We start from the raw sequence: 13,447 nt of genomic DNA on the forward strand, positions 1-13,447 counted from the left end.
GCATTGGAAAATTGGAGAAAGCTGTATGGAGATACCCGCTACTCGCACGATCAATCCGCCTGTTTTCGTCAGCGCTGCGGTCCTCATCCTGGCGCTGGTGCTGTTTACGGTGGGGATGCCAGAAACGGCCCAGGCGCTGTTCCAGGAAATCCAGCGCTGGATCATCGCCAACGTCAGCTGGTTCTACATTCTCACCGTCGCGATCATGCTGATCAGCGTGGTGTTCCTCGCCATCAGTCGCTACGGCGACATAAAGCTGGGCCCCGATCACAGCGAGCCGGATTACCGCAACGTCACCTGGTTCGCCATGCTGTTTTCCGCCGGCATGGGCATCGGTCTGATGTTCTTCGGCGTCGCCGAACCGGTGATGCACTTCATCACCCCGCCGTTCGGCACGGGCGGCGACGTCGCTGCGGCGCGCGAAGCGATGAAGATCACCTTCTTCCACTGGGGCCTGCACGCGTGGGCGATCTATGCGATCGTCGGCCTGATGCTGGCGTTCTTCTGCTATCGACACGGGCTCCCGCTTACCCTGCGTTCGGCGCTCTATCCGCTGATTGGCGAGCGCATCTACGGTCCCATTGGCCATGCCGTGGACGTTTTCGCAATTATCGGCACGGTCTTCGGTGTCGCTACCTCCCTCGGGCTTGGCGTGGCCCAGATCAACAGTGGCCTGCACCATCTGTTCGGTCTGCCAATCAGCGTCGGTGTGCAGGTCGTGCTGATCGTCGCCACCTGCGCGCTGGCGACGCTGTCCGTGGCCAGCGGCCTGGACAAGGGCATCCGCATCCTCTCGGAAATCAACCTGGCGCTGGCGGTGATCCTGCTGCTGTTCGTGCTGATCTTCGGCCCGACGGTGTTCCTGCTGCAGACCTACGTGCAGAACACCGGCGCCTATCTTTCCGAAATCGTCAGCAAGACCTTCAACCTCTACGCCTACCAGCCCAGCGACTGGATCGGTGGCTGGACGCTGTTCTATTGGGGCTGGTGGATTGCCTGGTCGCCCTTCGTCGGGCTCTTCATCGCGCGGATCTCCCGCGGCCGGACGATTCGCCAGTTCGTCGGCGGCGTACTGCTGGTGCCCGCCGGCTTCACCCTGCTGTGGATGACCGTGTTTGGCGACACCGCGATCCACTTCATCCTGGTGGATAACCTGCAGTCGCTGGCGGCGACGGTGGACCAGGACAGTTCGCTGGCGCTCTTCGCCTTCCTCGAACAGCTGCCGTTCAGCGGCGTGGTTTCGCTGGTCGCGGTGGCCATGGTGGTGGTGTTCTTCGTGACATCGGCGGATTCCGGCGCGCTGGTGGTCGACCTGCTGGCCTCTGGCGGGCAGGATCGCACGCCGGTCTGGCAGCGCATCTTCTGGTCGGCGTTGATGGGCATCGTCGCCATCGCGCTGTTGCTCGCCGACGGCCTCAAGGCACTGCAGACCGCAACCATCGCCAGCGCGTTGCCGTTCTCGGTGATCCTGCTGTTGAGCATCTGGGGACTGTTCCGCGCGCTCGGCGCGGACGCCACCAAGCGCAGCATCCGCTTCCAGGCGGTGAGCCTGTCGCAACCGGCGGTGCACGGAGAGAGCTGGCAGCGCCGGCTGCGCGGCATGCTTATGATGCCGCGCCGGTCGCAGGTAATGCGCTTCATCGAGGAGACGGTGGCCCCGGCGTGCGAGGCGGTGGCCGAGGAACTGCGCAAGCAGGGCCTGGAAGTCGACGTGGTGCGCGAGGAACAGCAGGTCAGTCTGGATGTGCATCACGGCGAGCAGCTGGATTTCCGCTATGCGGTGCTGGCGCGGTCGTTCACCCAGCCGAGCTTCGTCATGCGCGACACCGGAGATACCGAGGAGCGTAAGTATTTCCGCGCCGAGGTTCACCTGCGCGAAGGCGGCCAGGACTATGACGTCATGGGCTGGAGTCGCGATGGCGTGATCGGCGACATCCTCGATCAGTACGAACGTCACCGGCATTACCTGCACGTCGTCCGCTAAGGCATTCGCCGTCCTGCCGGGCAGCGCTGCCCGGCACTTCTCCCTGATCTTCGTCCAACGGCTCTGCGCCGCGCCATGCAAGGCGCGGCGCGGGGTTCACGCATGCCTGGCCAAGCATTATTTGGCTCCAGCCGCTGTGACCGGTTGGTCCTAACTGTGACCAGATCGCAGGACTACGTTCGCTGGGCAGCATATTCCGAATAAAAACAATTAAGGGGGATGCATGTCCATGCACGCACTATCCAAAGCGGCCGCAGACGGCGACCTCGCCGAGTACGTTTCGGCGATGATGCACAGGGCCAGACAGGCCATGGAGGTGTTCGCCGATGCCGATCAGGCGCGCGTCGACGAAGCGGTCACCGCGGTCGCCTGGGCCTTGTACAAGCCCGAGAACGCCCAGCACCTTGCCCGTCGCGCCGTCGAGACCACCGGCATCGGCCGGGTCGACAGCAAGGTCATCAAGAACCAGCGCAAGACCTTCGGCGCCCTGCGCGATCTGCTCAGGGTGAAATCCGTCGGCGTCATCGAGGAGCTGCCCGAACGCGGTCTGGTGAAGTATGCCAAGCCGGTCGGCGTAGTCGTCGCCATCACCCCCTCCACCAATCCTTCGGCGACCCCGGTGAACAAGACCATGTTCGCCATCAAGGGGCGCAACGCGATCATCATTTCGCCTTCGCCGTCCGGCGACGATGTCACCGTGGAGACGGTGGATCTGGTGCGCGCCGAGTTGCGCAAGATCGGCCTGCCGGAAGATCTGGTGCAGGTGCCGGACATGCCGCCGTCCAAGGCGCTCACGGCCGAGCTGATGCGCCAGGCCGACCTGATCGTCGCCACCGGCTCGCAGAACAACGTACGCCAGGCCTACAGCAGTGGCACGCCGGCGATCGGCGTCGGGGCGGGCAACGTGCCGGTGATCATCGACCAGAGCGCCCGAATGGACGAGGCGGCGGAAAAGATCTGCGCCTCGAAGACCTTCGACAACTCCACCTCCTGCTCCTCGGAGAACGCGCTGGTGATCCTCGACGCCGTCTACGATCAGGCGATGGCGGCGCTGCACAAGGCCGGCGGCTACCTGGCCAGCGCCAGCGAAGCCGAGGCGATCCAGGAAAACCTCTGGCAGCACGGCAAGCTCAACCGCGACCTGATCGCCCGCGACGCGGACGTCTTCGCTACCCGCATCGGCCTGCCGGAAGCGGCTCGGCGGGCGAAGTTCTTCATGGTCGAGCAACAGGGCATCGGCCCTGGTTACCCGTTCTCCGGGGAAAAACTCTCGCTGGTGTTGAGCGTCTATCGCGCCCGCGATTTCGACGACGCCTGCCGCCTGGTGCAGACCCTGCTCGCCCACCAGGGCCGCGGCCACTCCTGCGGCATTCACACCCAGGACCTCGACCGGGCGCGCCAGCTCGCCGAGCAGACCGACGTGGTGCGGGTGCTCGTCAACCAGGCGCACACCTTCGGCAATGGAGGAAGTTTCGACAACGGGCTGAATTTCACCCTGAGCATGGGCTGCGGCACCTGGGCCGGAAACAGCATCAGCGAGAACCTCAACTACCGGAACTTCATCAACGTCACCCACCTGGTCCAGACCATTCCCAAAGACGAGCCGACGGCGGAGGAACTGTTCGGTTCCTATTGGTCCCGGTACGGCAAATAGGAGCGAATCATGGATTTCGTCGAATACGCGGGTAAGCAGATTCTGGCCGCCGCGGGGCTCGCCATACCCCGAGGAATTCACTGCACGACGGCCGAGGACGTGGTGGATGCGGTGCGCATCCTCGGCCCCAGCGCGATCAAGGCACAGGTGCCGATCGGCAAGCGCGGCAAGGCCGGCGGCATCAAGCTGGTCGGCGATGAGACCGAGGCGCGCAGCGCCGCCGGACAGATACTCGGCATGAGCATCGGTGGGTACAGGGTTCCGAGCGTGCTGGTCGAGCAGAAGGCGGCGATCAGCCGCGAGTTCTATGCCGCAGTGATGAACGACACCGCCGCGCGCCAGCCGCTGGTCCTGTTCTCCGCCGAGGGCGGGATGGATATCGAGGAACTGGCGCAAAGCCGGCCGGAGGCGATCTGCCGGATCGCCGTGGATATCGAAAAGGGCCTGGATGCCCGCCAGGTCGGCGCCGCGCTGGCGGCGGTCGACCTCGGTGCGCAGCGCGACGCGGTCGCGGAGCTGCTGGTGCGCCTGTACGAGGTCTATCTGCAGCGCGATGCCGAGCTGGTGGAAATCAACCCGCTGGCGGTACTGGCCGATGGTTCCCTGGTGGCGCTGGACTGCAAGTTCCGTATCGACGATTCGGCCGCCTTTCGCCAGACCGAGCAACTGGCGCAGGGCACGCCGGAGCCGCGCAGCGAACTGGAGGCTCGTGGCGCCGAACTGGGGTTCAAGTACATCGAGCTGGACGGCGAGGTCGGCCTGCTGGCCAACGGTGCCGGGTTGACCATGACCACCATGGACGTGATCGCCCACTGCGGGGGCCGTGCGGCGAACTTTCTGGAAATCGGCGGCGACGCCTACACCAAGGCGACGCCGGCCCTGGAGCTGGTGCTCGCCAATCCGAAGGTGAAGAGCCTGGTGGTGAACTTCTGCGGGGCCTTCGCGCGTACCGACGTGATGACCCAGGGCGTGGTGGACGCCTGGGCGACGCTGCGGCCGACGGTGCCGGTGTTCTTCTCGATCCACGGCACCGGCGAGGAGGAAGCGGTGGCGATCCTTCAGCAGCACCTGGGTATCGAGCCCTATGACCGGATGGAAGACGCGGTGCAGGCCGCGGTGGAGGCTGCCCGATGATTCTGAGAAAACAGCACAGCGTTCTGATCCAGGGGATCACCGGCCGTCAGGGCCGTTTCTGGAGCGCGAAGATGCAGGAGTACGGCACCCGTATCGTCGGCGGGGTCAATCCCAAGCAGGCCGGCGAGACCTGCTGCGACGTACCGGTGTTCGCGTCGGCCAGGGAGGCTGCCGATGAACTGGGCGGCATCGACCTGTCGGTGATGTTCATTCCCCCGGTGTCGGCCAGGGACGCCGCCATCGATGCCATCGAGGCCGGGGTTCGCCAGCTGGTGGTGCTCACCGAGCACATTCCCGCGCAGGACGTGATGCGCATCCATGCCGCCGCGCGCCACCACGGCACACGCATCGTCGGGCCGAACACCGCGGGCATCGTCACGCCCGGCGAGGCGTTCGCCGGGATCATGCCGGCCTTCAATCGGCGCGTATTCATGCCCGGCGACATCGGCGTGATCTCGCGCTCCGGCAGCCTCGGCACGCTGATCTGCCTGAACCTGGTGAATGCCGGTTTCGGCCAGTCCGCGTTTCTCGGCATCGGCGGGGACCCGATGCTTGGCACCACCACCGTCGAGGCGCTGCGCGCGCTGCAGGCCGACGAGCGCACGCGGGCCATCGTCATCGTCGGCGAGATCGGCGGCGCGATGGAGGAGGAGGCTGCCGACGCGCTGCGCGAGGTGGGCAAGCCGGTGGTTTCCTTCATCGCCGGCCGCGCCTCGCCACCGGGCAAGAAGATGGGGCATGCCGGCGCCATCGTGATGGGCGACCAGGGCAGCTACCGCTCCAAGCGCGAACGCCTGGAAACCGGCGGCGCGCAGGTGGTCGATACCCCCGGCCAGATCGCCGACGCGCTGCGGCAGGCCCTGGCCCGCGCATGAACCAACGTCTGCAAGGAGATCGTTGAACGGAGTCAGCAACCGGGGAATGCCTCGCCCCGATCGGCCTGAAGATCAATAACAAGACAGGCGGGACCGCCCATGCGGTTCCCGCGCAGGAGAATACCGATGCCCGCTGAAAGCAACCGCTTCACCGTCATTCCACGTCCTGCCTCCTCTTCCCCGCAACGAACGCCGTTGCCCCGTCGCCTGCGTCTGCTCTGGGCGACGTTCGCGGCCGCACTGATCGGTGCGTCCAGCCATGCGCTGCTGCCGCCGCCATTGCAGGACAGTCCCTCGCACCAGCCTTGAGTTGTAACCCGGCGCCTGCGCGCGCCGGGTGTTCCCGGCTTTTTCTTTCGGCACTCACAGGTGAAAAACAACAATGAACACCACACCTCCCTCGGCGGCCGTAGGGCCGCGCGTGAAGAATCCTGCTACCCACACCGGCCTCGACGGCTTCCGCGGTCGCGTGCGCGGGCGGGTCCTGCTGCTGCTCTGCGCGATGTACTTCATTACCTACGTCGACCGGGTGAACATCGCCACCGCGGCGCCGTTCATCAAGCAGGACCTCGGGCTTTCCAACAGCGAACTGGGCATGGTGCTCTCGGCCTTTGCCATCCCCTATGCGTTCTTCCAGATATTCGGCGGCCTGCTCGGCGACCGTTTCGGCCCGCGCAAGGTGCTCACCGTCGTCGGCATCATCTGGGCGATCGCCACCGCCGCCACCGGCTTCTCGATCGGCCTCGCCTCGCTGTTCGCCGCGCGCCTGGCGCTGGGCTTCGGCGAAGGGGCGACCTTCCCGACGGCCACCCACGCCATGGCGAAATGGATGCCGCCGGATCGCCGCGGCTTCGCCCAGGGCATCACCCATGCCGCGTCACGCCTGGGCAACGCGGTCACGCCGCTGCTGGTGGCCGGCTGCATCGCGCTCTACGACTGGCGCCTGAGCTTCTGGCTGTTCGGTGCCATCAGCCTGATCTGGGTGTTCTTCTGGAACCGCGAATTCCGCGATTCGCCCTCGGACCACCCCAAGATGACCCAGGCCGAGCTGGACGAGCTGCCGCGCGAGCAGTGGAAGCACGAACACAAGCGCGTGCCCTGGCGGATGCTGCTCAAACGCATCCTGCCGGTGACCTTCGTCGACTTCTGCTACGGCTGGTCGCTGTGGGTGTTCCTCACCTGGATTCCATCGTTCTTCGAGAAGAGCTACGGGCTGGACCTGAAGAACTTCGCGCTGTTCACCACCCTGGTGCTGTGCGCCGGGGTGGTCGGCGACACCCTCGGCGGCATGCTCTCCGACAGCCTTCTGCGCCGCACCAACAGCCTCAAGCTCGCTCGCCGCACCAATCTGGTGGTCGGCTTGCTCGGCTCGCTGGTGTTCATCATGCCGGTGCTGTTTATCCACGACCTGTGGGTCGCGGCGATCTGCCTGTCGCTGTCGTTCTTCTTCCTGGAACTTACCAACGCGGTGCTCTGGGCGATCCCGATGGATATCGCGCCACGTCATTCCGGGGTCGGCGGCGGGCTGATGAACACCGGTTTCGGCATCGCCGGAATCCTTTCGCCGATGCTCTTCGGTTTCATGCTCGATCTCACCAGCAGCTGGACGATTCCGTTCGCGGTGTCCGCCACGCTGCTGTTCATCGGCGCCATGGTGTCGCTGGGGATCGATCCGCGACCGATGGCGGAGGAACCGCAACAGGCGCCCGCCTGATTAGTCGCCCGGCGTTGGCGAATAGCACCGGCGCCGGGCGTTTTCTGATAACCCGGACAAGGAGAAACAGATGGAACACGACCAGGCCGCAGAGGCCCATGACGCCACGCGCCGACGCTTGCTGAAAGCCCTCGGAGTGGCTGGCGCCAGCGCGCTGGCCGGAGCCCCGGCATTCTCCGCGCTGGCTGCCGGCACCCAGGTGACGCTGCCGTTCGATAATGGCGAGCGCGATTTGCTCAGCTTTCCGCAGAAGCGCCCGATGATTGTGCTGACCAGCCGGCCGCCGCAGCTGGAAACGCCGTTCTCGGTGTTCAATCAGGGGCTGATCACGCCCAACGACGCCTTCTTCGTGCGCTACCACTGGGCAGCGCTGCCGACCTCCATCGACCCGCAGGCCTACCGGCTGAAGGTCGGCGGCAAGGTCGGGACGCCGCTCGAACTGTCCCTGGACGAGATAAAGAAGCTGGCCGATCCGCTCGAGGTGGTGGCGGTGAACCAGTGTTCGGGCAACAGCCGCGGGCACTTCCAGCCACGGGTGAATGGCGGCCAGCTGTCGAACGGCGCGATGGGCAACGCGCGCTGGACCGGCGTACCGCTCAAGGCACTACTGGACAAGGCGGGCGTACAGGCCGCGGCGCGGCAGGTGACGTTCAATGGCATGGATAAACCGCCGCTGGGCAACGGACCGGACTTCGTCAAGGCGCTGGACCTGGACCACGCGCTGGACGGCGAGGTAATGCTCGCCTGGGCGATGAACGGGGAAGATTTGCCACTGCTCAACGGTTACCCGCTGCGCCTGGTGGTCCCCGGCTATTACGGCACCTACTGGGTGAAGCATCTCGACAACATCGAGGTGATCGACGGGGAGTTCGATGGCTTCTGGATGAGCAAGGCCTATCGTATTCCCGACAATGCCTGCGGTTGCGTGCCGCCCGGCACCGCGCCGGAAAAGACCGTCCCTATCAACCGCTTCTCCATCCGCTCGTTCATCACCAGCCTTCAGGACGGTGCGCAGGTGCCGGTCGGACGCGCCACCCAGGTTCGTGGCATCGCCTTCGACGGCGGCTACGGCATCACCGAGGTGGAGTTCTCCGCCGACGACGGCGCCTCCTGGCAGAAAGCTCAACTGGGCAAGGATCTGGGCCGCTATTCGTTCCGCGAATGGACGGCGAGCTTCACGCCGCCCAGGCAGGGCGACTATGCGCTGAAAGTGCGTGCGCTCAACCGGATCGGCCAGCAGCAGCCGCTGCAAGCGCAGTGGAATCCGGCCGGCTATCTGCGCAACGTGGTGGAGACCACCCGAGTGGTGGCCGCATGAGGAGTACCGCCATGCATTCACGATTCCTCGGCGCGCTGGCACTCGCCGCCGCCTGTGCGCCGCTGACCGCCACCGCACTGCAGGTCACGCTGCCGGCGGAAACCGCGGTGTACGTGCCCAGCGAGCTGCCGGGCTATCAACTGGTGCAGCAGAACTGCCTGATCTGCCATTCGGCGCAGTACGTCCTGACGCAGCCGCGAACCCTGCCGCGCAGCTATTGGCAAGCCACCGTCGAGAAGATGAGCAAGGCCTTCGGCGCACCCTTTCCCGAGCAGGACAGCGCCGCGATGGTGGATTACCTGAGCAGGACCTACGGCGCCGAACGCCCGGCCGCGGCGGCGCCCTAGGGCGCCCTGGGCGGCGGTCGCGTGGCGCGCCATGCGGCATCGCCGCGCAGGGGGCTTCTGGCTGTCGGCGCGAGGCTGTGCCAGACGCCGCGCCGATCGCCGCCGGGCCTGCGTTTGGCCCAGGGGAAGCCCTGCCGGCGGTCGCCTGCCGTGGAGAAAAAACCGTAACTCTTGTTGCGAATCAAGTGCAGTTGCCAGTGGCATGCCCGTATAATTCTGCCGCGAATCTTCGACGACGAGAGGAACGGCTAGATGACGGTACGGTTTTCCACGGCACTGACACGGCTTTGCAGCGCAAGCGTCCTGAGCATCGGCCTGTCGGCCGCGACGGGCGCCTGGGCCGACGATCCGGTCACGCTGACGCTCTATAACGGCCAGCATGAAGCGACCGGCGTCGCCGTTGCCGAGGCCTTCGAGAAGAAGACCGGAATCAAGGTTCAGATTCGCAAGGGTGGCGGTGGCCAGTTGGCCAACCAGATCGCGGAGGAGGGTTCCCGCTCGCCCGCCGACCTCATCTACACCGAGGAAGCGCCGCCGCTGATCAAGCTGGCCAATCAGGGGCTGCTGGCGAAGGTCGACGACGCCACCCTGGCGCAGATCGACCCGCAATTCTCCGACAAGAATGGCAACTGGCTGGGCATCACCGCCCGCGTCCGCGTCATGGCTTACAACCCCAAGGAAATCAGCGAGCAGGACCTGCCCGCCAGCGTGCTGGACGTCGCCGGCCCGGAGTGGAGCGGCAAGATCGGCTTCGTGCCGAGCAGCGGCGAGTTTCTCGGCCAGGTCGCGGCGATCATCAAGCTCAACGGCCGCGAAGCCGCCGAGGACTGGTTGACCGGCCTCAAGGCGTTCGGTGCCACCTACACCAACAACGTGGTGGCGATGAAGGCGGTGGAGAACGGCGAAATCTCCGCGGCGCTGATCAACAGTTATTACTGGGCGGCGCTGAAGAAGGAAAAGGGCGAGCTCAACACCAAGCTCTACTACTTCGACAATGGCGATGCGGGCGGGCTGGTCAGCGTGTCCGGCGCGGCCGTGGTGAAAGCCAGCAAGCATCCGAAGGAGGCCCAGCAGTTCCTCGAATTCATGGTCAGCGAGGAAGGCCAGAAGGCCATCCTCAGCAAGTCGGCCGAGTACCCGATGAACAGCAACGTGCCGGCCGATCCGCTGCTCAAGCCGTATAGCGAACTGCGCCCGCCGAAACTGACCGCGTCTGACATCGGCCTGGCCGAGGACGCCCTCGAACTCGAACGCGAAGTCGGGCTGAACTGAACATGCAGGTCGAAGCGGCAGATGGCCTGGTGACTCCCGTGAGTGTCCGCGCGGTGTCGCGTCATCGGGCGCCGCCATTCTGGCTGCAGGTTCCGGTGCTGTTGCTGGTGCTGGTCGCGGCACTGCCGCTGTTCTATGTCGCGGTGAAGAGCTGGGAGTCCGGCTGGCACGCCGCCTGGCAACTGCTCTGGCGACCCTTCGTCTTCGGCCTGCTGGCCAACACCCTGAAACTGATGGTGCTGGTGACCGTCGGCTGCGCGCTGCTCGGCCTGCTGCTGGCCTGGTGCATCGAGCGCAGCGACCTGCGCGGCAGCCGCCAGTGGAACGTGCTGCTGTGCCTGCCGTTCGCCATCCCCGCCTTCGTCAGCGGCTTCACCTGGATTTCCATCAGCCCGGTGTTCGAGGGCCTGGGCGGCACCGTCCTGGTGATGATCCTGTCGAAATACCCGCTGATCTACCTGCCGGTGGCCGCCACCTTGCGCAGTCTCGATCCGGCGCTGGAAGAATCGGCGCGGATGCTCGGCTACAGCCGCGCCCAGGTGTTCTGGCGGGTGACCCTGCCGCTGCTGCGGCCGACCCTGTTCGGCACCAGCCTGCTGGTGGCGCTGCACATGCTGGTGGAGTTCGGCGCGCCGTCGATCATGCGCTACCAGACCTTCACCACGGCGATCTATCAGCAGTTCGAGCTGGAGTTCAGCAACACCAACGCGGCGATGCTGTCGGCGCTGCTGCTGGCGTTGTGCATGGTCCTGCTGTGGCTGGAGTTCCGCCTGCGCGGTCGCGGCTATGCGCGGACCGGGCAGGGCGTGGCGCGGCGTTCGGCGCCGGTGCGCCTGGGGCGTTGGGGCCTGCCGGTGCAGGCGATGATGCTGGGGCTGGTGGCGATCGGTTGCGGCACGCCGCTGGTGATGCTGGGCTTCTGGATAGTCGAGGGCAGCTCGGCCAGTTTCCCGCTGATGAAGATTCTCGAAACGCTCGGCTCGTCGCTGTCGCTGGCCTTCGGCGGCGCGCTGATCAGCGTGCTGCTGGCGGTGCCGATCGGCCTGCTGGTGGTGCGTTACCGTGGCCGCCTGGCGACGCTTGGCGAGCGCTTGCCGGTGCTGCTGCACGCGCTGCCCGGCCTGGTGATCGCGCTGTCGCTGGTGTTCTTCTCGCTGCGCTACCTGCCGGCGTTGTACCAGACCACCAGCCTGCTGCTGATCGCCTACGCGCTGTTGTTCATGCCGATGGCGCAGTCGCCGATCCGGGTGGCGCTGGAAAAAGCCTCGCCGCAGCTGGAGGAGGCCGCCCGTACGCTCGGCTACACGCAGTTGCTGGCTTTTCTCAAGGTGACCCTGCCGATCATCTTCCCGGCCATCGCCGCCGGCTTCGTGCTGGTCTTCCTCGATACCATGAAGGAGCTGACCGCCACGCTGGTGCTCGGCCCCACCGGGCTGGACACGCTGGCGACGGCCGTCTGGTCGCACACCGGCAACCTCGAGTACGCGGCGGCGGCGCCTTACGCGGCGCTGATCGTGCTCTGCTCGGGCCTGCCGGTCTACCTGATGACCACCCGCGCCTATCGCGGGCGGAGCGGCGATGCGCGCTGAGTCGGCGTCCGCTGTCGATACTCGTTTTTCCGCCGGTCGCCCCGTCGTGGCGCCGGCCTGCGAAGCCTGCCCGGACACCGCGGCAGGTCGCCTGCATCCACGCCTCCGTCAGAGTGGCGGCCACGGCAGTCGCTCCTGCGACTGCTGCATGCCCGGTGTGTCAGCGAAGTCCTTCTGACTGGAGTTTCGAACATGTCCTTCACCCGTAGACAGATTCTTGGCGGCCTCGTCGGCCTTGGTGTGGTCGGTCTCGGCGCCGGTGGCGTGCGCTACTGGCTGGGCAAGCCGATGTTCGCCGACACCCACGATTACGAGCTGATCGCCGCGCCGGTCGACCTGGAGCTGGTCGCCGGGCACAGCACGCCTGCCTGGGGCTACAACGGCCAGGCACCGGGCATGGAGCTGCGCGTGCGCCAGGGCGACTGGCTGCGGGTGCGTTTCGTCAACCAGTTGGAGCAGGACACCACCGTCCACTGGCACGGCATCCGCCTGCCGCTGGAAATGGACGGCGTGCCCTACCTGTCTCAGCTGCCGGTGAAGAAGGGCGAGTATTTCGACTACCGCTTCCTGGTCAAGGACGCCGGCAGCTACTGGTATCACCCGCACACCAGCAGCAGCGAGCAGCTCGGCCGCGGTTTGGTCGGCCCGCTGATCGTCGAGGAGCGCGAGCCGAGCGGCTTCCAGCACGATCACACGCTGGTGCTGAAAACCTGGCACATCGACGAGGAGGGCGCGTTCACCGCCTTCAGCGTGCCGCGGGAGGCGGCCCGTGAGGGCACCCGCGGGCGTCTGACGACGATCAACGGCAAGCCGACGCCGACCCTCGAGCTGCCGTCCGGCCAGGTGGTGCGCCTGCGCCTGCTGAACCTCGACAATACCGTTACCTACCGGCTGAACATGCCGGAGGCCGACGTGCGCATCTATGCGCTGGACGGCCACCCGGTCGAGCCGCGCCCGCTGGGCGAGGAATACTGGCTCGGGCCTGGCATGCGTATCGATTTGGCGCTGAAGGTGCCGGAGGCCGGCGTCGAGCTGCCGCTGCGCAACGGCCCGCTGCGCCTGGCTACCTTCAAGGGACTGGCCAGCGAGCAGCCGGCCGGCGAATGGCCCGCCGCGCTGCCGGCCAACCCGGTTCCGGAGCCGGACCTGGAAAAGGCCGAGACCATCGGCTTCAACTTCGAATGGTCGGCGACGCTGGCCAAACCCAACGACAAGGGCCCGGCTAAGTACTGGCAGATCAACGGCCAGGCCTGGGACATCAGCGACAAGACCTGTACCGACCGGCCGATCGCCACGCTGAAAAAGGACGGGCACTACATCTTCGAGCTGCGCAACATGGCCCAGTACCAGCACCCGATCCATTTGCACGGCATGGCCTTCAAGGTGATCTCGTCGAACCGGCGCAAGATCATCCCGTACTTCACCGACACCTTCCTGCTGGGCAAGAACGAGACGGCGCGCGTGGCGCTGGTGGCCGATAATCCGGGGACCTGGATGTTCCACTGCCATGTCATCGATCACATGGAAACCGGCCTGATGGCCGCCATCGCCGTGGTGTGA

General features: G+C 65.9%; 11 protein-coding genes. All 11 read left to right on the top strand.

The window, feature by feature from the left end:
- The first annotated feature begins 25 nt into the window (after positions 1–25).
- The 11 genes from BLV15_RS09790 to BLV15_RS09835 all read left to right on the top strand — a co-directional run bounded on the left by BLV15_RS09790 (position 26) and on the right by BLV15_RS09835 (position 13,447).
- Positions 26–1,984, top strand: a complete 1,959-nt coding sequence (locus tag BLV15_RS09790; protein ID WP_090227203.1) for a BCCT family transporter — start codon at positions 26–28, stop codon at positions 1,982–1,984.
- 229 nt (positions 1,985–2,213) lie between these two features.
- Positions 2,214–3,638 carry an acylating sulfoacetaldehyde dehydrogenase gene (gene sauS, locus BLV15_RS09795; protein WP_217632878.1) on the top strand — a complete coding sequence of 475 codons (1,425 nt, stop codon included), beginning with the start codon at positions 2,214–2,216 and terminating at the stop codon, positions 3,636–3,638.
- Positions 3,639–3,647: 9 nt separating this feature from the next.
- Complete coding sequence (locus BLV15_RS09800; RefSeq protein ID WP_090227208.1) at positions 3,648–4,772, top strand: succinate--CoA ligase subunit beta; 1,125 nt, start codon at positions 3,648–3,650, stop codon at positions 4,770–4,772.
- Complete coding sequence (locus BLV15_RS09805; protein WP_090227210.1) at positions 4,769–5,647, top strand: succinate--CoA ligase subunit alpha; 879 nt, start codon at positions 4,769–4,771, stop codon at positions 5,645–5,647. The genes BLV15_RS09800 and BLV15_RS09805 overlap by 4 nt, the downstream gene beginning before the upstream one ends.
- A gap of 126 nt (positions 5,648–5,773) precedes the next feature.
- Positions 5,774–5,956, top strand: a complete 183-nt coding sequence (locus BLV15_RS21825) for a hypothetical protein (protein WP_139210700.1) — start codon at positions 5,774–5,776, stop codon at positions 5,954–5,956.
- Positions 5,957–6,029: 73 nt separating this feature from the next.
- Entirely contained in the window at positions 6,030–7,361 is a 1,332-nt protein-coding gene (locus tag BLV15_RS09810) for an MFS transporter (RefSeq protein ID WP_090227212.1), read from the top strand.
- Between the two features lie 70 nt (positions 7,362–7,431).
- Complete coding sequence (gene sorA, locus BLV15_RS09815) at positions 7,432–8,679, top strand: SorA family sulfite dehydrogenase catalytic subunit (RefSeq protein WP_090227216.1); 1,248 nt, start codon at positions 7,432–7,434, stop codon at positions 8,677–8,679.
- 11 nt (positions 8,680–8,690) lie between these two features.
- Positions 8,691–9,026: a SorB family sulfite dehydrogenase c-type cytochrome subunit gene (gene sorB / locus BLV15_RS09820; RefSeq protein ID WP_217632879.1), complete on the top strand. Its 336-nt coding sequence runs from the start codon at positions 8,691–8,693 to the stop codon at positions 9,024–9,026.
- 252 nt (positions 9,027–9,278) lie between these two features.
- On the top strand, positions 9,279–10,298 hold the full coding sequence (locus BLV15_RS09825; RefSeq protein ID WP_090227221.1) for an iron ABC transporter substrate-binding protein: 1,020 nt from the start codon (positions 9,279–9,281) through the stop codon (positions 10,296–10,298).
- 2 nt (positions 10,299–10,300) lie between these two features.
- The gene (locus tag BLV15_RS09830; protein WP_090227224.1) at positions 10,301–11,887 is read left to right on the top strand and encodes an ABC transporter permease; all 1,587 of its coding nucleotides are present in this window, start codon (positions 10,301–10,303) and stop codon (positions 11,885–11,887) included.
- A gap of 192 nt (positions 11,888–12,079) precedes the next feature.
- Positions 12,080–13,447, top strand: coding sequence for a multicopper oxidase family protein (locus BLV15_RS09835; RefSeq protein WP_090227226.1), 1,368 nt, complete (start codon positions 12,080–12,082; stop codon positions 13,445–13,447).

The sequence above is a fragment of the Pseudomonas kuykendallii genome (assembly GCF_900106975.1).
GTDB lineage: Bacteria > Pseudomonadota > Gammaproteobacteria > Pseudomonadales > Pseudomonadaceae > Pseudomonas_O > Pseudomonas_O kuykendallii.

Excerpts from the sequence above, each read along its gene's own strand:
- BLV15_RS09825 (WP_090227221.1), top strand. The coding sequence starts at position 9,279 with ATGACGGTACGGTTTTCCACGGCACTGACACGGCTTTGCAGCGCAAGC.
- BLV15_RS09810 (WP_090227212.1), top strand. The coding sequence starts at position 6,030 with ATGAACACCACACCTCCCTCGGCGGCCGTAGGGCCGCGCGTGAAGAAT.
- BLV15_RS09830 (WP_090227224.1), top strand. The coding sequence starts at position 10,301 with ATGCAGGTCGAAGCGGCAGATGGCCTGGTGACTCCCGTGAGTGTCCGC.
- BLV15_RS21825 (WP_139210700.1), top strand. The coding sequence starts at position 5,774 with ATGCCCGCTGAAAGCAACCGCTTCACCGTCATTCCACGTCCTGCCTCC.
- sorA (WP_090227216.1), top strand. The coding sequence starts at position 7,432 with ATGGAACACGACCAGGCCGCAGAGGCCCATGACGCCACGCGCCGACGC.
- sorB (WP_217632879.1), top strand. The coding sequence starts at position 8,691 with ATGCATTCACGATTCCTCGGCGCGCTGGCACTCGCCGCCGCCTGTGCG.
- BLV15_RS09805 (WP_090227210.1), top strand. The coding sequence starts at position 4,769 with ATGATTCTGAGAAAACAGCACAGCGTTCTGATCCAGGGGATCACCGGC.
- BLV15_RS09835 (WP_090227226.1), top strand. The coding sequence starts at position 12,080 with ATGTCCTTCACCCGTAGACAGATTCTTGGCGGCCTCGTCGGCCTTGGT.
- sauS (WP_217632878.1), top strand. The coding sequence starts at position 2,214 with ATGCACGCACTATCCAAAGCGGCCGCAGACGGCGACCTCGCCGAGTAC.
- BLV15_RS09790 (WP_090227203.1), top strand. The coding sequence starts at position 26 with ATGGAGATACCCGCTACTCGCACGATCAATCCGCCTGTTTTCGTCAGC.
- BLV15_RS09800 (WP_090227208.1), top strand. The coding sequence starts at position 3,648 with ATGGATTTCGTCGAATACGCGGGTAAGCAGATTCTGGCCGCCGCGGGG.